General features: G+C 69.2%; 23 protein-coding genes. 17 read left to right on the top strand and 6 right to left on the bottom strand.

Features of this window, described 5'->3' with window-relative positions:
• Positions 1–23: 23 nt before the first annotated feature.
• The 5 genes from ACSZL9_RS17970 (at position 24) to ACSZL9_RS17950 (ending at position 4,745) form a co-directional block, all read left to right on the top strand.
• The gene (locus tag ACSZL9_RS17970) at positions 24–1,472 is read left to right on the top strand and encodes a UDP-N-acetylmuramoyl-L-alanyl-D-glutamate--2,6-diaminopimelate ligase (RefSeq protein ID WP_446666889.1); all 1,449 of its coding nucleotides are present in this window, start codon (positions 24–26) and stop codon (positions 1,470–1,472) included.
• A 176-nt stretch (positions 1,473–1,648) separates the two neighbouring features.
• Positions 1,649–2,473 (top strand): glycerophosphodiester phosphodiesterase, encoded by an 825-nt coding sequence (locus tag ACSZL9_RS17965; protein WP_446666888.1) that lies wholly within the window; start codon positions 1,649–1,651, stop codon positions 2,471–2,473.
• Positions 2,474–2,527: 54 nt separating this feature from the next.
• Positions 2,528–2,956, top strand: coding sequence for an ATP-binding protein (locus tag ACSZL9_RS17960; protein WP_446666887.1), 429 nt, complete (start codon positions 2,528–2,530; stop codon positions 2,954–2,956).
• 33 nt (positions 2,957–2,989) lie between these two features.
• On the top strand, positions 2,990–3,862 hold the full coding sequence (locus ACSZL9_RS17955; RefSeq protein ID WP_446666886.1) for a P1 family peptidase: 873 nt from the start codon (positions 2,990–2,992) through the stop codon (positions 3,860–3,862).
• Positions 3,863–3,872: 10 nt separating this feature from the next.
• Complete coding sequence (locus ACSZL9_RS17950; RefSeq protein ID WP_446666885.1) at positions 3,873–4,745, top strand: DUF5926 family protein; 873 nt, start codon at positions 3,873–3,875, stop codon at positions 4,743–4,745.
• Here the strand turns inward: ACSZL9_RS17950 and ACSZL9_RS17945 are convergent.
• A complete protein-coding gene (locus ACSZL9_RS17945) occupies positions 4,732–6,936 on the bottom strand; it encodes a hypothetical protein (RefSeq protein WP_446666884.1) in 2,205 nt (734 codons plus the stop codon). The two genes, ACSZL9_RS17950 and ACSZL9_RS17945, sit on opposite strands and share 14 nt — an antisense overlap.
• 114 nt (positions 6,937–7,050) lie before the next feature.
• Between ACSZL9_RS17945 and ACSZL9_RS17940 the strand changes: the two genes are divergently transcribed.
• Positions 7,051–7,905 (top strand): prephenate dehydratase, encoded by an 855-nt coding sequence (locus ACSZL9_RS17940; RefSeq protein WP_446666883.1) that lies wholly within the window; start codon positions 7,051–7,053, stop codon positions 7,903–7,905.
• Positions 7,906–8,015: 110 nt separating this feature from the next.
• Here the strand turns inward: ACSZL9_RS17940 and ACSZL9_RS17935 are convergent, their stop codons facing one another.
• Complete coding sequence (locus ACSZL9_RS17935) at positions 8,016–8,807, bottom strand: class F sortase (RefSeq protein WP_446666882.1); 792 nt, start codon at positions 8,805–8,807, stop codon at positions 8,016–8,018.
• Positions 8,808–8,964: 157 nt separating this feature from the next.
• Between ACSZL9_RS17935 and ACSZL9_RS17930 the strand changes: the two genes are divergently transcribed.
• Positions 8,965–10,497 carry a fatty acid desaturase gene (locus tag ACSZL9_RS17930; protein ID WP_446666881.1) on the top strand — a complete coding sequence of 511 codons (1,533 nt, stop codon included), beginning with the start codon at positions 8,965–8,967 and terminating at the stop codon, positions 10,495–10,497.
• A gap of 126 nt (positions 10,498–10,623) precedes the next feature.
• A complete protein-coding gene (locus tag ACSZL9_RS17925; protein WP_446666880.1) occupies positions 10,624–11,211 on the top strand; it encodes a TetR family transcriptional regulator in 588 nt (195 codons plus the stop codon).
• A 24-nt stretch (positions 11,212–11,235) separates the two neighbouring features.
• Here ACSZL9_RS17925 and ACSZL9_RS17920 read toward each other — a convergent pair whose 3' ends face one another.
• Positions 11,236–11,691 (bottom strand): SRPBCC family protein, encoded by a 456-nt coding sequence (locus ACSZL9_RS17920; RefSeq protein ID WP_446666879.1) that lies wholly within the window; start codon positions 11,689–11,691, stop codon positions 11,236–11,238.
• On the bottom strand, positions 11,688–12,605 hold the full coding sequence (locus tag ACSZL9_RS17915; protein WP_446666878.1) for a diacylglycerol/lipid kinase family protein: 918 nt from the start codon (positions 12,603–12,605) through the stop codon (positions 11,688–11,690). The genes ACSZL9_RS17920 and ACSZL9_RS17915 overlap by 4 nt, the downstream gene beginning before the upstream one ends.
• Positions 12,606–12,791: 186 nt before the next feature.
• Here ACSZL9_RS17915 and serS point away from each other — a divergent pair, with 186 nt between their 5' ends.
• Positions 12,792–14,102: a serine--tRNA ligase gene (gene serS, locus ACSZL9_RS17910; RefSeq protein WP_446666877.1), complete on the top strand. Its 1,311-nt coding sequence runs from the start codon at positions 12,792–12,794 to the stop codon at positions 14,100–14,102.
• 90 nt (positions 14,103–14,192) lie between these two features.
• Here the strand turns inward: serS and ACSZL9_RS17905 are convergent, their stop codons facing one another.
• Together ACSZL9_RS17905 and ACSZL9_RS17900 are read right to left on the bottom strand one after the other, a co-directional pair.
• A complete protein-coding gene (locus tag ACSZL9_RS17905; RefSeq protein WP_446666876.1) occupies positions 14,193–14,741 on the bottom strand; it encodes a dihydrofolate reductase family protein in 549 nt (182 codons plus the stop codon).
• A gap of 52 nt (positions 14,742–14,793) precedes the next feature.
• Entirely contained in the window at positions 14,794–15,798 is a 1,005-nt protein-coding gene (locus tag ACSZL9_RS17900) for an RNA polymerase subunit sigma-70 (RefSeq protein ID WP_446666875.1), read from the bottom strand.
• Between the two features lie 73 nt (positions 15,799–15,871).
• Between ACSZL9_RS17900 and ACSZL9_RS17895 the strand changes: the two genes are divergently transcribed.
• From ACSZL9_RS17895 to ACSZL9_RS17860, 8 genes are all read left to right on the top strand, one after another.
• Entirely contained in the window at positions 15,872–17,158 is a 1,287-nt protein-coding gene (locus ACSZL9_RS17895) for a sensor histidine kinase (RefSeq protein WP_446666874.1), read from the top strand.
• 99 nt (positions 17,159–17,257) lie between these two features.
• Positions 17,258–18,175 (top strand): hypothetical protein, encoded by a 918-nt coding sequence (locus ACSZL9_RS17890; RefSeq protein WP_446666873.1) that lies wholly within the window; start codon positions 17,258–17,260, stop codon positions 18,173–18,175.
• Positions 18,172–18,870 (top strand): response regulator, encoded by a 699-nt coding sequence (locus ACSZL9_RS17885; protein WP_446666872.1) that lies wholly within the window; start codon positions 18,172–18,174, stop codon positions 18,868–18,870. The genes ACSZL9_RS17890 and ACSZL9_RS17885 overlap by 4 nt, the downstream gene beginning before the upstream one ends.
• A gap of 21 nt (positions 18,871–18,891) precedes the next feature.
• Entirely contained in the window at positions 18,892–19,326 is a 435-nt protein-coding gene (locus tag ACSZL9_RS17880; protein ID WP_446666871.1) for a hypothetical protein, read from the top strand.
• A gap of 118 nt (positions 19,327–19,444) precedes the next feature.
• Positions 19,445–20,326 carry an ABC transporter ATP-binding protein gene (locus tag ACSZL9_RS17875; protein WP_446666870.1) on the top strand — a complete coding sequence of 294 codons (882 nt, stop codon included), beginning with the start codon at positions 19,445–19,447 and terminating at the stop codon, positions 20,324–20,326.
• Positions 20,323–21,540 carry an ABC transporter permease gene (locus tag ACSZL9_RS17870; protein WP_446666869.1) on the top strand — a complete coding sequence of 406 codons (1,218 nt, stop codon included), beginning with the start codon at positions 20,323–20,325 and terminating at the stop codon, positions 21,538–21,540. Before ACSZL9_RS17875 ends, ACSZL9_RS17870 begins: the two co-directional genes overlap by 4 nt.
• A gap of 161 nt (positions 21,541–21,701) precedes the next feature.
• The gene (locus ACSZL9_RS17865) at positions 21,702–22,484 is read left to right on the top strand and encodes an HAD family hydrolase (protein WP_446666868.1); all 783 of its coding nucleotides are present in this window, start codon (positions 21,702–21,704) and stop codon (positions 22,482–22,484) included.
• A 1-nt stretch (position 22,485) separates the two neighbouring features.
• Entirely contained in the window at positions 22,486–23,298 is an 813-nt protein-coding gene (locus ACSZL9_RS17860; protein WP_446666867.1) for a TrmH family RNA methyltransferase, read from the top strand.
• Positions 23,299–23,336 lie beyond the last annotated feature (38 nt).

The raw sequence follows: 23,336 nt of genomic DNA, 5'->3' as shown, positions 1-23,336 counted from the left end.
GTCGGGACCGGTACGCTCCGACGGTGTCGTTGGACCAGAAAACTGTTGCGCGGGTGCTCGGTGTCGACGTGCCGCCGCTCGCGGGGCCGATCGTCGCCGTGACCCATGACTCGCGAGCCGTCGTGCCTGGTGGTGCGTTCGTCGCGATTAACGGATTCACCACCCGCGGTGCCGATTTCGCGCCGGAGGCGATGCAGCGCGGGGCCGCGTTGGTCGTCGCCGAGGAGCCGATCGACGGCATCCCGACCGCCGTGGTGCCCGACGACCGGGTGGCGCTCGCGGCGCTCGCGACCGAGCTCGCCGGGCATCCCTCCCACGATCTGACCGTCTACGGCGTCACCGGCACCAACGGCAAGACCACGAGTTCCTACGTGCTGCACGCGATCCTCACCGCGGCATACGGCGAGGCCACGACCGGGCTGATGACCACCGCAGAGGTCATCATCGGCACCGAGCACGAGACCGCCGTGCGCACCACCGGTGAGGCCCCGCTGGTGCAGGCGAACCTCGCGCGGATGCGCGACGCCGGGCTGCAGCATGTGGTCCTGGAGACCAGCTCACACGGCATACACCTGCACCGAGTTGACGGAACCCGTTATGCCGCAGCGCTTTTCACCAACCTGACGCGCGACCACCTCGACCTGCACGGGACGATGGAGGCCTACTACCTGACCAAGCGCAAGCTCTTCGAGTGGACCGACGGACCGAAGCTGGCCAACGCCGACGACGAGTGGGGCGCGCGGCTCGCGCACGAGATCGACGGCACGCTCACCTTCGGGTCCGCGCTGACAGCCGACTACCGCATCGAGGACGAACGTCGCGACGGCGTGCGCACCGTCTTCGAGTTGGTGACCCCGCGCAGCGAGCGACTGACGCTCAGCATCCCGCTGCTCGGTGACTACAACGTGCACAACGTCGCAGGCGCCGCCGCCATCGCCCTCGAGATGGGCATGTCGCCCGAGTTGCTGGCCGGCGCGGTCAGCGGAATGAACCAGGTGCCAGGGCGATTCGAGCGAGTGCCCGCAGCCGTCGATCGCGGCTTCGAGGTGGTCGTCGACTACGCACACACCGACATCGGCCTGCGTGCCGTGCTGGAGGTGGCGCGCGAGGTGGCCGGCAACGGCCGGCTGCTGTGTGTGTATGGCGCCGCGGGCGCCCGCGACCGCGACAAGCGCCCGAAGATGGGCGCCGTCGCGTCGGAGCTGGCGGACGTCGCGATCATCACCACCGACGACGCCTACCACGAGGATCCGCAGGACATCGCCGACGAGGTGATGGCCGGCGCCGATCCGGCGAACACCACGATCGTCATCGACCGTCGGGCCGCGATCGACGCCGCGCTGCAGCAGGCACGGCCCGGTGATGTCGTCGTGGTGGCCGGCAAGGGTCACGAGCGGGTGCAGCACCTCGCGACCGGCGACGTGCCCTTCCATGACGTCACCGTTGTGACCGAATTGCTCACCGGCCGCTGAGGGTCGGGCGGTCCCCTCCCGTGCACAACCGGCAACGGTCGCCGGTTGGGTGTGGGTTTCGGGCCGTTTCCCGTGCATAACCGGCAACGGTCGCCGGTTGGGGCGAGCGCACGACCGCGAGGTTACGCCCGCGGGTCGTTCGTCATACCCACACGCAAGTTTGCAACGATGGGGGCGTGCGCACAGTCGGCTCACCGCTCGGTGGCGGCCCGCCCAAGGTGATCGCTCACCGCGGGGCCAGCCACGACAATCCCGAACACACTCTCGGCGCCTACGAGCGCGCGATCGAGCAGGGCGCGGACGGCCTGGAGTGCGACGTCCGGCTGACCGCCGATCGGCACCTGGTGTGTGTCCACGACCGACGGGTCAATCGCACCTCCGACGGGCACGGTGTCGTCTCGTCGCTGGAGTTGGCGCAGCTGGAGGGCATGGACTGGGGCAGCTGGAAAAAGGCCCACGGCGACGACGATGAGGTCCCGGACCGACACCACGCCAACATCCTCACCCTGCGGCAGCTGATCCGCTCGGTGCTGGCCAGCGAGCGCAAGCCGGACCTGGTCATCGAGACCAAGCACCCCACCCGGTATGCCGGTGAGGTCGAGCGGCGGCTGGTCGACGTGCTGGGCGAGTTCGACCTGCTGCGCCCCGGTCCGGGCAAACCGGTGATCCGGGTGATGTCGTTCTCCTCCATGGCGATTCAACGTATGGCGAAGCTGGCTCCGCACGTCCAGCGCGTGCAACTGATCGAGGTCAGCACCTCACCGCGCTTCCGGGACGGGCTGCCGACCAACGTCGCGATCGCCGGACCACGGATGGGCATGATCCGCCGCAACCCCGAATTCGTTGCCCGACAACACCATTACGGCCATCAGGTGCACGTTTGGACCGTGGACAAGGAGCCGGACATCGAGTTGTGCCTGCAGATCGGTGTCGACGCGATCATCTCCAACAAGCCGGCGCTCGTGCGTGAGATGGTCGATGCTGCCTACGCGGGTCGCTGAATGACCGATCCGGCATGATGACTCTTCGGCCAATCGATGAAAGGTGTCCACGAAGTGAGTGAGAAGCGCAAGTCCGAGCCCTGGGTGCGGACGGTGCGACTGCCGTGGACCATCGACTCCGTCCCGCGGGTCCGTGAGGAGGTCATCGCCGACCTGGGCAGCGGCAAGCTGCCGGACTCCGTCGTCGAAGAGGCCGAGACGGTCGTGGCCGAGTTGGTCGCCAACGCGATCCTGCACGGGCGCCCGCTGCCCGATGGCACGGTCCGGGTCCGCTGGCGCGCCCGCCCACCGAGGGTCGAGATCGAGGTCACCGACGGCGGCTCCGGCAAGCAGCCGAAACCGAAACCGCAGGCCGACTGGGCCCCGAGCGGTCGCGGGCTGCGCATCGTGCGGTCCCTCGCCTACGAGTGGGGCGTCAACGACGAGGACGGGCACACCATGGTGTGGGCCGCGCTCGGCGGCGCGTCCCGGCGCCGGATATAAGCGCCGCATCTGAGCCCAGTCGAAGGAGCACGTATGACGAGTCCGACGGGGATCCCGATCGACGGTGTGAAGGTCGGTCACTGGACCGAAGCACAGGCCCGAACCGGTTGCACCGCAATCCATTTCCCGGTCGGCACGGTGGCGTCATACGAGTGTCGAGGCGGTGCGCCGGCCGCCCGTGAGCTGGCGCTGCTGGAGCCGGACAAGTCGGTCACCAGTATCGACGCACTGCTGCTGACCGGCGGCTCCGCCTTCGGGCTGGCTGCCGCGGACGGCGTGATGCGACACATGGAGGAGCTCGGCCGTGGAGTGCCGACCCCGGGCGGCGCGGTCCCGATCGTGCCGACGCTCGGCCTCTTCGACCTCGCCGTCGGTGACGGCTCCGTGCGCCCCGCCTCCGGCCAGGGCTATGCCGCCTCCGCCGCAGCCACCAGCGACGACCCGGCGACGGGACAGGTCGGGGCAGGGACCGGCGCGATGGTCGGACACTGGCGCGGGCCGGACGGCGCACGACCCGGCGGCATACACACCGCGACCCGGGGTCTCGGCGACGTCGTGGTGTGGACACTGTTGGCGGTCAACGCTTTCGGCGACGTCGACGACGGCACGGGACCGGTCGACACGGCCTCGGTCGGGGCATTGCAGCAGCTCTTCGACTTCGATCGCACGCACACCACGATCGGCACGGTGGTCACCAACGCCCGGCTCGACAAGGTCGGCTGCCGCATCGTCGCCCAGGGCGCGCACGACGGCCTGGCGCGCGCGATCACCCCGCCGCACACGCGTTTCGACGGTGACGCGTTCGTCGCCGCCGCGACCGGGCAGGTCGAGGCGCACGTGGACGTGGTCCGGCTGCTGGCGCTCGCAGCGGTCACCGACGCCATCCGCAGCGCAGGCGACCTTTAGGGTTTGCGTCATGGGCAAGGCAGCACGCCGCAAGGGCGCAGACAAGAAGGCCGCACGCGCAGCACGGGTGCCGTTCGCGGCGCGACCGTTCGAAGGACTTCCGGGGGAGACCGGCTGGGTCGCGATGCGCGAGATCCTGCCCGCGGCGACCGCCAAGCTGTCCTTCTCCCATGACGGCGCCGACCACACCGCCACCGTTGCCACCGTGCTCCCGCTGGCCTGGGCCGGCCTGCACCGTGCGGACGGTGAGCGGTTCATCGCCACCCAGTCGGGCGCCGGGTCCGGTGACCTGAGTCGCGATCTTGCCGCCGCACTCATCGGCACCGTCGAGGCCGAGCCCGGTCAGCCGGTGGCCAAGACACCGCCCGTGACCGCCGAGACGCCACGCCTGCAGGATCTGCTCACCGGCGACGCCCCGCAGATCGAGCTGCACGACGGCTTCGACTTCTGGGTCGACCAGCAGGACCTCGACGACGCGACGGCCGCATCCCTCGAGCAGGCCAACGCCGCCATCACACCGACCGTCGCACTGCCGTCGGCGGAGTCGGCCTACTGGTGCCGGATCGGCGAACGCACCTATGTCCGTTGGGTGTTGGCGCACGGCGAGGACGAAGCGACCGCCGCGCTGGCCCGCCTGCACGCGGCCGGCAACGACGCCCTCGGCGAGGGTCGGCTGCTCGGAGCGTTCCGCACCTGCGGTCTGCTCGTCCCGGTCTGGGAGGTCGACGCGCAGGCGGAGGGTGCGTCATACGACGCGGCGATGGGTGAGCTGGCCGGCCGGTTCGACGAGGCGCTCGCCTCGGTGCGCGGCGGCGAGGCACTGACCGACGCCGAGCGGCGGGCCCGCGCTGGGCTCGTGTCGCGTCAGATCACGATCCGCTGACCGAGCCGGGACCAGCAGTCTCCACGTCAGCATCCGGGGCCGACGGCTGCTTGGGGTGGGCCAGCGACCCGGTCGCCGGCTCGACCGGCTGGTCCCCGTTCGGTGCGGTGGCCAGCACGATGAGCAGCGGTGCGAGCAGCAGCATCCCGGTCGGCGGGATGGAGACACCGGAGTCGTTGGAGACGAAGCCGAGGATCCAGCACACCACGATCGCGGCGAGTCCCTGACCGAGCATCGGGATGCGCTCGACCAGGGGCAGCAGCACCCGGCCCGGCCAGCGTGACGGGGTCAGCAACACCACGATCGACAGCACGAGGATCAGTGGCACGAGCGCGGTCAGCACGTTGCTCTTGAGCATCACCCAGTTGGCCATGACGATGCGTTCCAGGCCGGAGAAGTCACCGTGGTAGCGGATCTGCGCGACGAAATCGCCCAGGTGCGTGCGGTATTGCGGCGGCCGCAGATAGTCCAGCACGCTGATCGTGCCGACGATCGCGACGGCCGATCCGATGATGAGCGCGGCTCGACGCCAGGTCAGTGACAGGCCGCCGGCGTTGAGCGCCAGATAGGCGAATGCCGGGAACATTGCCAGCGGGCCGGCGCCGTCGGCGCCCCACACCGGCGTGCCGTCGATCAGCAACGTCACCAGCCCGATGAGGATCACGGTGGCCGCCGCCAGCTTGCGGTGTCCTGCACGGACCAGCACTCCCGCCAGCAGGGCGCAGATCAGCAGCGCGGACGTCGCGATCAGCGCGTCGCCGACGTTGCCCATGCCGTAGAACCGGCCGCCATACACCGGCTGCAGACCCATCATCGACACGAACTGCAACGGCGTGCCGTGTATGACGTCCAACAGCAGCACCGACAACGTCACGACGGCGATGAACACCGGTGGACCGATAGGCCAGCGCCGCCACGGGCCGAGCAGTGCCAGGGCGCCGATGAGCGCGGCGATGCCGACGACGCCCCAGCCGAGGGCGGTGCGTGGCTCGGGCGCGGCCCACCACGGGACGAGCCCGATCAGCCAGGTGCTGACCGGCATCGACGCGGTGATCGCGGCACACCCGCTGAACCACCACCGCAGCGCCGCGCTGGGCTGCAATGGCTCGCCGGACTTCTTCGCACGGCGACGGCGGACCCACCACCAGACCACCCCGGCGCCGAGCAGCCCGACCATCGCGAGCACGAAGCGGGTCAGGAAGTCGGCGGACAGGCCGTGCTCGATGCGCAGCTGCATCGCGACCATCCCGGCGTCGGTGATCGCGCTGGTGGGGTCGTCGCGCGGCTGCACCGCCGGGCGGCGGCCCTCGGGTTGGTGCGGCGCCTTGTCCCCGAGCCGGGAGAAGACGAGCGCGGACAGGTCGGTCAGCTGCAGCACGCCGGGCTGCCGGGTGGAGTTGGAGGTGAGCAGGCCGTGGGGGACACCCGGTCCGTTGATCACGACGGTGTGCAGGACCTCGGGCCCGGTCGCGTCGGAGAGGCCGGCCACCACGATGGTGGCGTTCGCGGGGGCCTTGGCCAGGATGCGCTCCATCAACGTGTCGTTGGGCGTCATCAGACTGACGAAGGTGATGGGGCACGCGTTGACGTCAACGGTGGCGGGGTCGGCCACGTAGTGCTCCACCCGGCCCTGCGGGTTGGTCGCCGCCAGTGGCGCGAACCGGCCCGCGGCAGTGATGCACTGGCCGGCGCCCTGCAGCCGGGTCGCGATGTGCGAGGGGTCCGCCGGGACACTGCGCTCCAGGGCACGGTGGCGGACGCGTTGCCACAGGGGGTAGACCGCCGGTGCTCCGTCGCCGGACGGCGCGTCACTGGTGATCGTGGTGGGCGGCGAGGGAATCCAGCACGGTTCGGGCTTCTCGCCCGGCGGGGTCATCGGGACCCGGGTGTTCTCACTGGTGCGCTTGCCGGCGCCGAGAGTCAGCCAGGACTGTGCGTCACAGGAGTGCGAGCTCAGGCTGCGGGTGGCCAGCGCCCCGACCGCGCCCTCCTCGGCGAGCTTCCACAGGTGTGGGGTTCGCTTCTCGCTGACCTGGTCCCACGACAGCGTCGGCTGGCTGATCACGATGAGCGGGCCGGGCTGGTGGATCTGCTTGGCCGCGGGCCACTGGGTCAGGAAGGAAATGAGGTAGGACCCGCCAACGGCGACGATGGCGATAGACAGCACGCACACCAGCCACCGACGCAACACCGGGCAAAGCGTACGGGACGAAACCATGAATCCCGTGCCACGCATGGTGTATAGGGCGCGTCCGTATGGCGAAGCCTCGGCGCACCGATGCGGTCGCGCTCGTAAACTTCGGACGTGATCCAACCTCGACGCATCGCCTATCAGGGCGAACCCGGCTCCAACTCGCACGCGGTCTGCGAGCGTGAATTCCCGCAGCTGGAGTCGGTGCCGTGCGCGTCGTTCGAGGACGCCTTCGCAGCGGTCGAGCGCGGCGACGACGAGGGACCGAGCGCGGACCTGGCGTTGATCCCGATCGACAACTCATTGGCGGGGCGCGTCTCCGACATACACCACTTCCTGCCGACGAGCGGCCTGCACATCGTGGGCGAGCACTTCCACCGGATCCGGTTCTCGTTGCTCGGCGTGCCGGGCGCGACCCTGGACCAGTTGCAGACCGTGCACAGCCACGTGCACGCGCTCGGGCAGTGTCGCAACGTCATCCGGGAGCTGGGGCTGGAGCCGGTGATCTCCGGTGACACCGCGGGCGCCGCGCGCGAGATCGCCGAAGCCGCCGACCCGACGCGTGCGGCGATCAGCCCGCCGCTGGCCGCGTCGATCTACGGGCTGGACGTGCTGCGCGAGGACATCGAGGACGAGGACCACAACACGACCCGTTTCGTGGTGCTGTCACGCGAGTTCATCGTGCCGCCGCGCGGTTCGGGCCCGATGGTGACCAGTTTCATCTTCAATGTGCGCAACATCCCGGCCGCGCTCTACAAGGCGCTCGGCGGTTTCGCGACCAACGGCATCAACATGACCAAGCTGGAGTCCTACATGGTGGGTGGCAGGTTCGCCGCCACGCAGTTCCTCAGCGAGGTCGACGGGCACCCCGACGACCCGGGCCTGAAGCTCGCCCTGGACGAGCTGCGGTTCTTCACCACCGACGTCAAGATCCTCGGCGTCTATCCCGCCTCGCCCGAACGCCGCTGAACCCTCTCGCTGAGTCAGCCGCGCGTGCGCGTTGAGGTGGCCGAGGAGGGTGGAGGAGCGAAGCGGGGGAGCCCGTCTCGAGGTCCCGTCACCTTGTCGTGCCGATCCGATCAGGCCGGCTTGGTCCACACGACGTAGTTGTTCACGTGGTGCCCGGACACCATGCGCGACTTGATGTCGCAGGTGATCAGCGTGACGACCGGGGTCGAACTTCCGCCCCATACGCGCTGATCGGTGGTCAGTTTCGTCTTCAGGATCGACTCCTTGTGGGTGACCTGGAGCCGGACCGACTTGTCGTTGGTGCAGCGGACGGTCACCTTCGCGCCGACCGGGACGTTGCGCAGGTTGTAGAAGTTGTCGGGGCCGTCATACGTCACGTGACCGGCGATCACCGAGATGCCGGCTTGGCCGGGCTGGGTCGAGCGGTTGTACCACATGGTCGTGTGCGCCGGCGGGTAGATCTGTCCCTGTGCGTTGGTGCCCATCGGCACCACCCGCTCGTCGATGCCGACGCTGCTGACCGTCAGGTGCTTCGGAATGCACGCAGCGCCAGCGGCATTCGCGACCTCGACGAGCTTGCTGTTGCTCTTGGGCTCCGGCACCGTCGTCGGTGAGCCGGTGCGCTTCGCCCGCTTGCTGGTGGCGGGCTTTGATGTGTGCTTGGACCCGCTCTTTGACGGCGTATGGCGACGCGCGCTGCTCGTCGTCGCCCGTCCCGTGTCGGGCGAGGTTGGTCCGGACGAGGTCGGGCTGCCGGTGCCGCTCGCCGCGCTGTAGGCCGGCTCGGTCGAGTCGTCCTGGGTCAGCCCGTGCACCAGCACCGTGCCGCCGCCCAGCGCGATCGCAGCGCCGGCAATGATCGCGACGGTGCCGCGCGCGCCGGGACTGCTGTGCTTCCCCACAGGTTCCCCTCCCTCGATCGTGGCCCGACGGGCCACCGCACCCCGATTATGTATGCCGACCCTGTGCTCGGGCATCGGGGAGTGGATCGACCCTTGACACGCACGGTTTACAAAATGCATTCTTTTGTAAACCACTCGACGTGATCGGAGTCACACCATGGCGGTGCTGAATGCATCCGGAACGGTCGCCGACGGCTCGACGCAGGCCTGGCGCGACAAGAAGCGTTACCTGTGGCTGATCGGCCTGGTCATCCCGTCGGCCTTCGTCATCGTCTACGTGCTCTACTCGCTCACCGCGTGGTCGGTATTCCTGTGGACCGGGCCGATCCTGATCCTCGGCATCGTCCCGGCGATCGACCTGATCGCCGGCCTCGATCGCAGTAATCCGCCCGACGACGTCATCGACGCGTTGGAGAAGGACAAGTACTACCGGTGGATCGTCTACATGTATCTGCCGCTGCAGTACGCCGGACTCTTCGCGATCATGGCGATCATCGGCGGCGTCAACCCGGTCGGCTGGGTGCTGGAGCACACCGCGGGATACGACTGGGCGCTGGCCAACCTGCCGCACCGCTTCGTGCAGCCGTGGGACCTCAGCGTCATCGACAAGATCGCCGGTGCGGTCTCGATCGGCTGCGTCGGCGGCATCGGCATCAACACCGCCCACGAACTCGGGCACAAGCGGGAGAGTCACGAGCGCTGGCTGTCCAAAGTCGCTCTCGCGCAAAGCTTCTACGGCCACTTCTACATCGAGCACAACCGCGGCCACCACGTGCGCGTTGCGACCCCGGACGACCCGGCGAGCAGCCGGGTCGGTGAGAACTTCTACCAGTTCTGGCCGCGGACCGTCTTCGGCTCGCTGAAGAGCGCGTGGCGGTTGGAGAAGCGCCGCTATGCACGACACGACAAGCATCCGGTGCGGATCGGCAACGACGTGCTCAACGCGTGGCTGATGTCGGTTGTCCTGTGGGGCGTCATCATTGCTCTGTTCGGCTGGGGAACGTTGCCCTACTTGGTGATTCAGGGCATCGTCGGCTTCTCGCTGCTCGAGGTCGTCAACTACATGGAGCACTACGGGATGTTGCGGCAGAAGGTCGGCGTCCCCGGCAAGGTCCGCTACGAGCGGGTCAACCCGAGCCACAGCTGGAACTCCAACAACATCGCCACGAACGTGCTGCTCTACCACCTGCAGCGGCACAGCGACCATCACGCGAACCCGACGCGCCGCTACCAGGCGTTGCGTGACTACAAGGAATCTCCTGTGCTGCCAACGGGATACGCCGGGATGATCGTGCTGGCCATCGTCCCGGCCATCTGGCGCCGCGTCATGGACCCGCGGGTGCTCGCCCACTTCGACGGCGACATCTCGCAGGCCAACATCTCCCCGCGCAAGCGGGAGAAGGTCCTGGCGGCATACGGCGCACCGGCCGAGCTGGCCGAGCCTGTCGAGGTCACCGGGCCTGCCGAGGTGGCCGAGCCTGTCGAGGTCACCGGGCCCGACACCACCGCCCACGACCAGGCCGGCGTCCACGGCGGACGCTGCCCCGGCTGCGGTTACGTGTATGACGAGCGCACCGGCGCGCCCCGCGAAGGTTTCCCCGCCGGCACGCCGTGGGACCAGATCCCGGACACCTGGTGCTGCCCCGACTGTGGTGTGCGGGAGAAGCTCGACTTCGTCGCCACGGTCTGAGCGGTCCGGGCGGGTCCGACACCGCCCGGAGCGCCGCTCGACAGCACGCGACCCCTGGCCCGCAGCGGCGGCACAACCGCGCAGGAGAGGCGGCAGCCGACCTGACAGGTGCTTAGACTCGCGGGCGTGACCACCGAAGCAGCGCCGGGAGCCGACCTGCGCACCCGTCTGCTGCGCACGGCGGCCGCGATGACGGTCGCGGACGGCTGGTCGAAGATGACGATGTCCCGCCTCGCCGACGAGGTAGGCGTCTCCCGGCAGTCGGTCTACAACACCTTCGGCAACAAGCCCGCGCTCGCCCAGGCGATGGTCATGTCGGAGCTGTCGGTCTTCCTCGGCAAGGTCTCCGACGCCTTCGAGGGCAGCGGCGGTGACGTGGCGACCGCCATACACGACGCGTGCCTGGCCGTGCTGCAGCTCAGCCGCGAGAGTCCGTTGCTGCGCACGGTGATCGCCGGGTCGCACGGCGCCAACTCCGACCTGCTGCCGCTGCTGACCAGCGACGGCGGGCAGCTGCTGGAGACTGCCAAGCGGGTGGTTGCCGACGGCATCGACCGGTTCGGGTTGTCGCTGGACCGGGTGCAGCTCGAGGTCGGCGTCGACGTCATCGTCCGCACCGTGCTGAGCCACGTGATCCAGCCCAGCGGCTCACCGGAGGCGACGGCGGCCGGCATTGCGTGGATCGCCGAGGCCGCGCTACGCGCTGCCGAGTGAGTCCGGCTGGGGCCGATCGCTGAGCTACCGCTCGAGTGCGGCGCGCTCGACACCGCGCATCCCGGCCCGCATCATCACGGCGTGATTGGCCAGCAGTACCGGTCGTGCGATCGGCCACGCTGCGACCCGCCCGGCGAGTCCGCGGATGCCGAGGTCGACCTCCTGCGTGTAGTCCAGCACCGTCCGGTCGGGTCCGTCCGCTCGCAGCGCGAACTGCGACCAGCCGACCAGGTCACCCGTCAATTGTGCTCGTAACACACCGGATTCGGCGTCGACCAGCTCCGTCGCGAGCTCCAGGTGCAGCGTCAGCGGCAACATGCTGCGGATCTCGGTGCGGCCGTGGGTGTCGTCATACGGCGTGACCGAGCGGATCTGCGGCCACCACTGTGGCCAGCGCTCGGCGTCCCGCAGCACCTCGAAGACGGCCTCCCGCGGCGCCGCGATCCGGTGCGAGCTGGCGAAGCGGAAGTGCCGCGTCATCTCTGTCGCTGGCGGACCGTCAACGCCCCGGCCTCGACCGCGAACCGCACCGAGTGCGCGACGCCGATGACGTCGCCGTCCACCTCGACGCGCTGCGGAGTCTGCACGTCGACGGTCATCTGCTTGAACTGCGCGCGGCTCAGGTGCCCGGAGTCCTTGTGCGAGCGGGTGAGCACCTTGCCCACGACCGGCAGCCAGTGCACGCCGCCGCCGCGGACCACGACGCCGTCGAGCAGGCCGTCGTCGACCACCGCCCGAGGCATCAGCCGCATGCCGCCCTGCAACGTGCCGCAGTTGCCGGCGAGCACGCTGGTCACGTCCTGCCGGATCTCCGGCCGGCCGTCGATGCGGATCCGCGCCGGCACCAGGTCGTGCCGGATCTGCTTGGTCCCCGCGACGATGTATGCCGTCCAGCTCAGCCGCGCCTTCAGCGCGTCCGTGGTGTCGGCCATGATGTCCGCGTCGCGGCCCACGCCGCTCATGACCAGGCCGATGTGCTCGCTGTCGAACTCCCCGGACCCGGTGGTGTCCAACGAGATCCGAATGACGTCCACCTGCGCGTCCCTGCCGGACAGGCCGATCCGCAGCGCATCGGCATACCGATTGACCGGCAGCCCGAGCTGCCGTGCGAAGAGGTTGCCGGTGCCACCGGCGAGCACGGCGAGCGGGGTGTCGGTGCCGATCAGCGCGGAGGCGACACACCGGACGGTGCCGTCGCCGCCGAGCGCGACCATCAGGTCGACGTCCTGCTCCAGCGCAGCACGCGCCTGCCCCTCACCCGGGTCCGCCACGGTGGTCTCCCACCACAGCGGCTCCGCCCAGCCGTAGCCGTCGAAGACGGCGGTCAGCCGGCTGCGCAAATCGCGTAGGTCCTTGACCTTCGTGGGGTTGACGATCACCGCGGCACGTTGCACCGGTGCCACCTTTCTCGTTACTCAAGCAGTTCAAAAAACAAGCACAGGAGGCTTGGTGTGCGTTGGAGTCGCAAGGAGCTTGCGACTCGCGTCGTCAATGCATCCCAAGCCTCATGGGTCAGCAGGACTCCGGGTGACGTTATCGGGTTGCACACAGCCTCGGTGCGCCGCGTAGCCTTGCCTGTCGTGATCGACATCAAGCTAGTCCGTGACAACCCCGACCTCGTGCGTGCGAGCCAGCGCGCTCGCGGCGCCGACGAGACCCTGGTCGACCAGGTGCTCGCAGCCGACGAGAAGCGCCGCTCCTCCATCACCGAGTTCGAGAGCCTGCGGTCCCAGCAGAAGTCGGTCAGCAAGGCGGTCGGTGCCGCCATGGGCAAGCTCAACGCCGCCAAGAAGGCCGGCTCGGGCGACGTCGAGGTGCTGACCAAGGAGGCCGACGACGCGCGCGCCAAGGCGACCGAGCTGTCCGCCGCGGTCAAGCAGCGCGAGGCGGCTGCGGACCAGGAGGACAAGGAGTTCACTGCGCTGCTGCGCGAGCTGGACAACATCGTCATCGACGGTGTGCCGGCCGGCGGGGAGGACGACTTCGAGACTCTCGAGACGGTCGGCGAGCCGCGGCAGTTCGACTTCGAGCCGCTGGACCACCTTGAGCTGGGCGAGAAGCTCGGCGCAATCGACATGGAGCGCGGCGCGAAGGTCAGCGGCTCGCGCTTCTACTTCCTCAAGGGCGCGGGTGCGCGCCTGTCCAACGCGCTGATGGCCTATGCCCAGAGCATCGCGGCCGAGGAGGGTTTCACCCCGCTGATCGTGCCGACGCTGGTCACCCCGGCGACGATGGGCGGCACGGGCTACCTCGACGCGCACGAGGACGTCTACCACCTCGAGTCGGCCGATCTCTACCTCACCGGCACCAGCGAGGTGGCGCTCGCCGGCTACCACACCGACGAGATCATCGACCTGTCCGACGGTCCGCTGCGTTACACGGCGACGTCGACCTGCTACCGCCGCGAGGCCGGGTCCTACGGCAAGGACACCCGCGGCATCTTCCGGGTGCACCAGTTCACCAAGACCGAGATGTTCGTCTACTGCGACCCGGAGCAGGCGGTCGAGGAGCACCAGAACCTGCTGCGCATCGAGCGCCGGTTGCTGGACGGTCTCGAGCTGCCCTACCGCGTCATCGACGTCGCCGCCGGTGACCTCGGTGGCTCCGCGGCGCGCAAGTTCGACTGCGAGGCGTGGGTGCCGACACAGGGCAAGTACCGCGAGCTGACGTCGACCTCCAACTGCACGACCTACCAGGCACGCCGGCTGAACATCCGCCGGCGCGGTGAGGGCGGCAAGACGGAGTTCGTCGCCACCCTCAACGGCACCATGCTCACCGACACCCGCCCGATCGTCGCGCTGCTGGAGAACCACCAGCAGGCCGACGGCTCCATCCGGGTGCCGCAGGCGTTGCAGCCGTTCCTCGGCACGGACGTCATACGCCCCGCCTGAGTCGAGTCCCGGCCTCCCATTTCCGCCAGTGACGGCTTCCTCGCCGAGTGACGGTGAAATTTCACCGTCACTCGGCGGGTTGACCGTCAGTCACGACGCGCGCAGCGAGTAGGTGAGTATGGCGTTGCCCGCCGGCGTGACCTGCGAGTCGACCAGCTGCAGGCGGGTCAGCGGCACCGACTCGTCGAAGAGCCGGGCGCCGTCCGGGGTGACCACCGGGTGGGTGGTCAGCGTCAACGTGTCCACGACACTGGCGGTGAAGAGCGACCGGACCGTTCTGATGCCGCCGCCGATCGAGATGTCACCGTCGGCGCCGTTGTCGCGCAGCGCCCGCACGTAGGCGACGGGGTCGCCCTCGATCAGCGTGCTGTTCCACGGCAACTCGCCAGACAGGGTCGAGGACACGACGTGCTTGCGCAGCGGGTTGATGAAGCTGCCGAAGGGGTCGTCGCTGCCCGGCCAGTACTGCGACCACTCCTCCCACAGCACGCGGCCGAGGACCATGTCCGTGACCGGTCCTATCGCCTTGGTCATTGCCTCGCCCTCCTCGCGCCCGAAAGAGTCGAACTGGAAGAGGTTCGGCGCCTCGACGACGCCGTTGAGCGAGTGGAAGAGGTGTGCGGTGACCTTGCGGCTCATGACGATCTCCTGGGTTCGTGCGGTGTTGTCGAAGGGTTGGACGACGCGACCGTCAGGAGCTGAGCGGTTCGTGCGGAGAAAGCTCTGCCGGGAGTCCGAAATCGGCGAAGACCGCCGCATCCATGAAGTGCGTGATGGCGGTGATCTCGCCGGCCTCGATCTCCAGCACGTGTATGGCGAAAGCCCCGAACGTCCCGTCATCGCGTGGGTGATAGACCGCAACGGCGGGACACCCGTTCGCGGTCGTCGGTATGACGCGTGACCCCCGGCAGATCGAGCCGGGGCCTTCCCACCAGGCCTCGATGGCCGAGCGCCCGCGGAACCACAGCTCGAACGGCGGCATGCTGAAAACCGGCTCGGCAGAGAGCAATTCGACCAGGGCCGGCACGTCATACCGCTCGAAAGCGGAGACGTAGGACTCCGCCACCTGCACGTCCGCCGCGGTGCGGGCCGGCGTGGCAGCAGCCCGGTCGCCGATGCTTCGGCGCGCTCTGGTCAGCGCCGAATTCACCGACGGCACAGTGGTGTTCAGCAACTCGGCGCAGTCCTTCGCCGGCCACGACAGGGTCTCCCGCAGGATGAAGACGACTCGCTGCAGCGGCGGCAGCGTCTGCAGGGTGGCGATGAAGGCCAGCCGCAGCGAGTCACGCAGCTCGGCGGCATGCTGCGGATCGTCCGGTGACTCCAGCGACGCCGACGACTCGAGCGACTGCATGTGCCGCCCCGGCAGCGGGCCGATCCAGGACTCGGCCGGCCGGGTGGGAAGGCTCGCGCCCTCGCCGGGCACGGTGCCGGGCGCGCTCAGGTCCATCGGCAGCGCCCGCCGCGACGGTGCCTTACGCATGTCGAGGCACGCGTTGGTCGCGATCGAGTAGAGCCAGGTGCGCAGCGACGAGTCGGCCCGGAAGCGGTCGCGGTGCTGCCACGCGCGCAGCACGGTCTCCTGGACGGCGTCCTCCGCGTCGGCATACGACCCGAAGAAGCGGTAGCAGTAGGCGATCAGCTCCTGGCGGTAGCCGTCGACGTCCTCGGCGGTCACGGCAGCGACGGTGGACATGGGAGGAGCCTACGAGCGATCTCCGTCCCGCGGTGGAGGCGATGATGTCCAGTGCCTGGTTACCCTCGCCGATGTGCGGGAGAGATGGCGTCAGGCGCTGACGATCGACGACGGCTGGGTGCGTCCGCTGCCGTCGCGGCGGTGGCGTCTCGACGGGCTCATCGCGCTGATCTGGCTCGTGGTGGCCGTGGTGATCACCGAGGGCTACCGCGCGGTCGGCGCGCTCGCGCAGGACCACACCGACCTGCGACTGCAGTATCTCTACCTGATCGTGCCGTGCGCCGCTCTGGTCTTCCGGCGTCGATTTCCGCTGGCCACAACGTCATTCGTCGTCGTGCTGTGGGTCGCCACCGGCCAGCTCGACCCGGAACTGACCACCACCTTGGCGATCCAGTTCGTCTACCTCTTCGCGATCTATTCGGGCATCGCGTGGTGTCGGGACCGCGTGCGCGGCGGCTGGGTCATCGGCGGCTGTCTGCTCGTGCTGGCCGGCTGGATCGGCTACACGTTGGTGTTCGAGGCGTATGACGGCCACAGCGGCTCCGAGATCGTCCCCGGCTGGCTGGGGATGGCCATGATCCTGGTGCTCAGCAATGTCATCTATCTCGGCGGCGCGGTCCTGCTGGGCATCCTCGAATGGCGCAACCTGCGGCGCCGCACCGAGCTGGAGCAGCAGGCGCGGACCATCGAGTCCCAGGCCGCCGAGCTGCGCAGTCAGGCGGTCGACGCCGAGCGGCTGCGGATCGCGCGCGAGCTGCACGACGTCGTCGCCCACCACGTGTCGGTCATCGGGGTCCAAGCCGGTGCCGCCCGCCGGGTCCTGGACAAGCAGCCTGACGCCGCTCGCGATGCCCTCGTCGGCATCGAACGCTCGTCACGGTCCGCGGTCGGTGAGATGCGCGGCCTGCTGGGCACGCTGCGCTCGTCGGTGGAGACCGACCGGACACCGACGCCCGACCTCGATGACGTCGAGGCGCTGGTGCAGGACTACCGGGCGACCGGCCTCGATGTCGACCTGCATGTCGTGGACGACCGGCCCGGGGCGGGTGCCGGACAGGATGCCGACGTGCCGGCCGGGGTCGGGCTGGCGATCTACCGGACGGTGCAGGAGGCACTGGCCAACGTGCGGCGGCACAGCAGCGCCACGGACGCCTCGGTCGTCATGCGCTTCGGCCAGGGCGACCGGAATTGGGCCGAGGTCGAGATCGTCGACTCCGGCCAGCCGCGCACCGGCACCGCGGGCACCGGCCTCGGGCTGGTCGGCATGCGCGAACGCGTCGCGGCGCTCGGCGGTGAGGTCGAGATCGGCCCGCGGTCGACGCAGGGCTACCGGGTGCGGGTCCGCCTGCCGTTCGACTGACCGATCATTCGACTGACCGATCAAGACGCGGCAGTTAGGGTGTGCCGCACACCCCCGAACACTCGTCGCGCCGCCGGATTCCTCCGGCAAGGGAGAGGCATGACACATAACCAAGGTCCCGATCCACAGGGACAGCCGCAGGGTCAACCGCCGCGTCACCAGCCGGGCCCGCCGCCGCAGCAGCCCTCGTATGGCGCCCCGCAACAACCGCAGCAGCCGCAACAACCGCAGCAGCCGTGGCCAGCGCAGGGTCAGCCGCCATACGGCCAGCCGCAGGGCAACCCGGGCCAGCAGGCGCCATACGGGCAGCCGCAGCAGGGCAACTACGGCCAGCGGGGCTATGCACCGCAACCGCAGTTCCAGCAGCCCTACGGGCAGGGCCAGCAGCAGTTCCCGGGTCAGCAACCTTATGGCCAGCCGGGCCAGCAGCCGTATGCCGCGCCCGCGGCGGGCGGCGGCTCCTCGGTGCCCTCGCGGGTATTCGGCTGGGCGATGGTGCTTTTCGCAGTCATCGCGATCGCGTGCTGCTTCGGCCCGTGGGCGAGCGTGAAGGCCTCCAGCACGGAGGTGCCGGTCAGCCTGACGATGTCGATCAATGCGTTCAACCACACTTCGTGCTCGGGGTCCTCGGTCGCCTGTGACGCGGCCCAGGACGACTCCAACAGCTCACCGACCAGCGCGTCCGACAGCGACGAGGACAGCGACATGTGGGAGGGGTGGGTCATCGCCGTGATCGGTGCCGCAGTCATCGTGCTGGGCGTGTTGCGAGGACTCGGCAAGCGCGCACTGTCACTCCCGGCGGCAGCGGTCGCCGGTGTCGGTGGGCTCGCCGTGCTCGGGCTGACGATCTACCGCTGGAGCTGGATCCACGACAAGGCCGGCGACGCGAAGGACGCCATGGGTGGCAGCAGCAACGTGGACGTGAGTTTCGGCGCCGACTGGGGCCTGTGGCTGACCCTCGTCGCGGGCGTGCTGCTGCTGGCGTGCGGCATCGGCGGTCTGGTCAAGCGGCAGTGACCGATCCGGCTGCGGCACCGACCGACCCGACCCGGGTGGTCGTCGTCGACGACCAGCGGCTGGTCCGCAGCAGCTTCGCGATGATGCTGTCGGTCGAGGACGACATCGACGTGGTCGGTGACGCCGCCGACGGAGCGCAGGCGGTCGACCTGGTGCGCCGCGAGCGACCCGACCTGGTTCTGATGGACGTGCAGATGCCGGTCATGGACGGCATTGCCGCGACCGAGCAGATCGTCTCCGACGACCTGGCCAAGGTCGTGCTGCTGACGACCTTCGACCGCGACGACTACCTCTTCGACGGCCTGCGCGCGGGCGCCAGCGGATTCCTGCTGAAGAACACCGAACCCGAGGACCTGGTCGACGCGATCCGCTCGGTGGCGCGCGGGCACGCCCTGCTCGCGCCGGAGGTCACCCTCCGCGTCATCGAACGTATGACGTCCGACGACACTCCCACCGACAGCGTTGCGCCGTCGCCCGATCTCGCGCGGTTGACCCCGCGGGAGCGGGAGGTGCTGGAGTTGGTCGGTCGCGGCCTGGCCAACGCCGAGATCGCCCGCCGGCTCTTCCTGGGCGAAGCCACCGTGAAGACCCACGTGTCCAGCGTGCTGGCCAAGCTGCAGTTGCGTGATCGTGTGCAGGCGGTGGTGTTCGCCTACGAGAACTCCCTGATCCGGCCGGGCAACTCTGCCGGGTGACTGTCAGGTAGGACTGGAGCCATGCAGGTTTATCGGGAGCGTTCGGCCGTCATCACCGTGGGCGGCGCCGTCGTGGCACTGGCCGGAGTCGTGACGCTGGGCTTCGCCCTCGCCGGTGAGTCCAGCATCGGACAGCTGATCCTGGGCGGCATCCTGCTCGTCATGGGCTCACTCACCGCCGGCATCTACGGCGAGGTCCGCATCGACGCTCGCAAGGTGGATCTGCGGATGGTGCCGGCGCCGCACCGCGTCATCGACATCGCGGACATCAAGTCTGTGGAGCCGATCGACATCGCGCCGCTGAAGTACGGCGGGTGGGGCTGGCGTCGCACCGGTCGGCGCACCACGGCCCTGATCATGCGCGGCGGTCCCGGTGCATGTCTGCAGCTGACCGACGGTTCGCGCTTCCTGGTCAGCGGCCGCCTCGGCCGGCAGTTGTTGACTGCGCTGCGCTGACGCCTCCGCCGCGCGGGGGAGTGACTGCGGCGTGGGATCCGTCGACGGTCGGATCCGGCCGGCGCGCCGACGCCATACGGTCTAGGCATGACGGTGTTGCATATCGGAGGGACAGCACATGTTGCAGCTTGACGGGCTCACCCGTCGGTTCGGCGACCACGTTGCCGTCGACGACGTCAGCTTCGAGGTGGGGGCCGGGCAACTCGTCGGCTTCGTCGGCGGCAACGGCGCCGGCAAGACCACGACGATGCGGATGATCATGGGGGTCCTGGAGCCGACCGCGGGTCAGGTCCGCTGGAACGACGCGGCGGTGACCACGGCCGACCGGCGCCGGTTCGGCTACATGCCGGAGGAGCGCGGTCTCTACCCGAAGCAGCCGGTGCTGGAGCAGGTCGTCTATCTCGCCCAGTTGCACGGGGTTTCGGCTGCTGACGCCAAGGAGCGGGGCATCAAGCTGCTGGATCGTTTCGGGTTGGCCGAGCGCGCCAAGGACAAGCTGGAGTCGCTGTCGCTGGGCAACCAGCAGCGGGTGCAGATCATCACCGCGGTCATCGCGCAGCCCACGATGCTGGTGCTGGACGAGCCGTTCTCCGGCCTCGACCCGGGCGCGGTCGACGACATGGTGGCGCTGCTGCGGGAGATCACCATCGCCGGCACACCGGTGCTCTTCTCCTCCCACCAGCTCGACCTGGTCGAGCGGCTCTGCGACCGCATCGTGATCCTGTCCCGCGGCCGGGTGGTGGCCAACGGCGAGGCCGACGAGTTGCGCCGCAGCGGGCCGTTGCGGCATCGGCTGGTGACCGGAGACGACGCGGGCTGGGTGCGCGACCTGGGCTGGCTGGATGTCGTGGACGTCGCCGGCAACACCGCCATCGTCGCGTTGACCGCGCCGGAGGACACCGACCGCCTGCTGGCCGAAGCCATGCGGCGCGGCTCGGTGCGCGAGCTGGCCGAGATCGTCCCGACCGTCGCCGACATCTACCGCGAGGTGAGCTCATGAGTGTCACGACCGATCCGATCAATACCGGCTCCAACGTCCGCTCCGTCGGTGGCGTATGGCGCCTCGTCGCCTTCCGCGAGGTGTCGGTCAAGCTGCGGGACCGCAACTTCCTGGTCTCGACCGCGGTGATGCTGGTGCTGGTCGTGGCCGTCATCGGCATCCAGTTCTTCGTCGCGGGCCACGAGGAGACCAAGAAGATCGCGACACCGACGGCCGCCGGGGTCAGCGTGGTCAAGTCCGCGGACCGGATGGCGTCCGCTGCCGACTCGAACGTCAAACTGCAGTCCCAGCAGGCGAATTCGGCACAGGACGTGCAAGCTGCCGTGTCGTCGGGCAAGGCCGATGCCGGCCTCGTCCGATCCGGGGACGGCTGGCGGTTGATCGGCAAGTCCAGCCGCAACACCGAGCTGGCGACGTATGTCGGCCAGGCCGTCCAGCAGGACGCTGTGCGCCGCAACGCCGAGGCGGCGGGCACGACACTCGGCCAGTTGCAGCAGGGCTCCCAGCTGCGTTACGACCTGTTGTCGCCCGACGATGACGACGAGAACGCCGCGCGCGTCGGTGGCGTCGTCTTCGGCATGCTGTTCTACCTCGCCGCGCTGCTCTTCGGTATGGCGATCGCCAACAGCGTCGTGGAGGAGAAACAGAACCGCATCGTGGAGATCATCGCCTCCGCTATTCCGTTGCGGCAGTTGCTGATCGGCAAGATCGCCGGCAACACCGTGCTGGCGCTCGGGCAGGTGGTGCTGCTGTCCCTGGTCGGCATCGGCGGACTGGTGGTCACCGACAACACCGATCTGCTCAGTCAACTGGCCCCGGCGATCGGGTGGTTCGTGCCGTTCTTCCTGGTCGGTTTCCTCGCGCTCGCCGCCCTGTGGGCGGTCGTCGGGGCGCTGGCAACCCGCTCCGAGGACGTGCAGTCGACGTCGGCGCCGATGACCGCGCTCGTCGCGATCATCTTCTTCGGCGGCATCCTGACCACCGGGACGTTTCAGGCGGTGCTGTCGTTCGTGCCGATCTTCTCCACGATCGCGATGCCGGCCCGGATGCTGTTGGGCGACGCGTCCTGGTGGGAGCCGTTGCTGTCGTTGGTCCTCGCGGTCGGTGGCGCCTACGCGATCCTGCGCCTTGCGGAGCGGATGTATCGCAACGCGCTGCTGCAGACCTCGCACAAGCTCAGCTACCGGCAGGCGCTGCGCCCCGGAGACGCATGAGTCCGACCGGGTAGCGCTGCCACGCGCCCCGTGTTTCCGCCGAAAGGCCCTCCGAATGTCGAGAGGCCCGCCGATTCGTGGCTCAGGAGGGTCGAATCGCCGGGCCTTTCGACAAACCGGGGGCCTCTCGGCGAAAGGGCGTGGCGACATAGGCTGACGCCGTGCACAAGAAACTGGTGGCCCTGGACATCGACGGCACGTTGCTGCACCACGACGGCCGGCTGGACGACGAGGTGCGTGACGCGGTGCGTGCTGTCGCCGACGCCGGCCATCACGTGGTGATCGCCACGGGACGCAGCATCCTCGGTGCCGAGTCCGTCTTTCGGCTGTTGTCGCTGACCGACGGCTTCGCGGTCACCTCCAACGGAGCCGTGACGGCCCGGCTGCACGGCACGACCTGGGAGATCATCGAGAAGGTCACGTTCGACGCGGCCCCGGTGCTCGCAGTGCTCAAGGACGCCTGGCCAGACGCGGTCGTCGGTGTCGAGGACCCGGGCGTCGGCACGAAGGTCAGCGCACCGTTCCCGGAGGACGAAATCGTCGGTCCGACAAGGGTTTTGCCGTGGGACGAGCTCGGCGACGAGCCGACGACCCGGCTCACCTTCCGCTCGCCGAGCGGCACCGCCGAGGACTTCGTGAAGCTGACCGACAAGCTCGGCCTGCACGGCGTCAACTACGCCGTCGGCTTCACCGCCTGGCTCGACGTCAACCCCGAGGGCGTCTCCAAGGCGTCCGCACTGGAGCAGGTTCGCCGCGAGCTGGGCGTCGAGCCCGTCGACACGATCGCGATCGGCGACCACACCAACGACCTGGAGATGCTGCACTGGGCGGCGCGCGGCGTCGCGATGGGCCAGGCCCCTGACGAGGTCAAGGCCGTCGCCGACGAGGTGACGCTCCCGGTGGACGAGGCGGGGGCGGCCGTCATACTCCGTCAGCTGGTCTGAGATGGCGGAGCACACGATCACCTCCGCGGCCAACCCGCGGCTGAAGGCGCTCGTCGGGTTGCGTCGTCGCCGGCGCAGGGAGGAGTCGGGCCGCACCCTGCTCGAGGGGTATGACGAGCTCGCTCTCGCCCTCGGCGCCGGCGTTCGACCGCGGGAGCTCTACATCTGTGACGACCTGATGGCCGACCCGAGCACCCAGCACGACGTGGTGCGCGCGGCCCGGGACACCGGCGCCGAGATCGTCCGGCTGAGCCGAGCGGCCTTCGAGAAGGTCGCCTACCGCGAGGGCGCCGACGGGTTCCTCGCCGTGGTGCCCGCGGTCGGCACGACACCGCGCGAGCTCACGCTGGCCGAGGCGCCGCTGCTGCTGATCGCCGAGGGCGTCGAGAAGCCGGGCAACCTGGGCGCGATGCTGCGGACCGCGGACGCCGCGGGTGTCGACGCTGTCGTCGCCGCCGACCCGGTGACCGACTGGGGCAACCCCAACGTGGTGCGCAGCTCCAAGGGCACCGTCTTCTCCGTGCCGGTGGCGACCGCGACCTCGCAGGAGACCTTCGACTGGGCTCGTGAGCGGAGCATCCGCGTCGTGGCCGCGACCCCGGCAGCGACCGATCTGCACACCGATGTCGACCTCACCGGTTCGGTGGCGATCGCGGTCGGCACCGAGAAGCAGGGCCTGACCGACGCGGCGCTCGCCGCGGCCGACATACACATCCGAATCCCTATGAGCGGCAAGGCAAATTCGCTGAACGTCGCGACTTCGGCAGCCATCGTGATCTACGAAGCGGTCCGGCAACGCGGCCATAGCGCATAGCGTCGGCCCGGACCCGCTGCACCGCGAAAATGTGAGCA

This window comes from Flexivirga sp. B27 (assembly GCF_052905685.1).
This window is presented reverse-complemented; position numbering and strand designations above follow the sequence as displayed.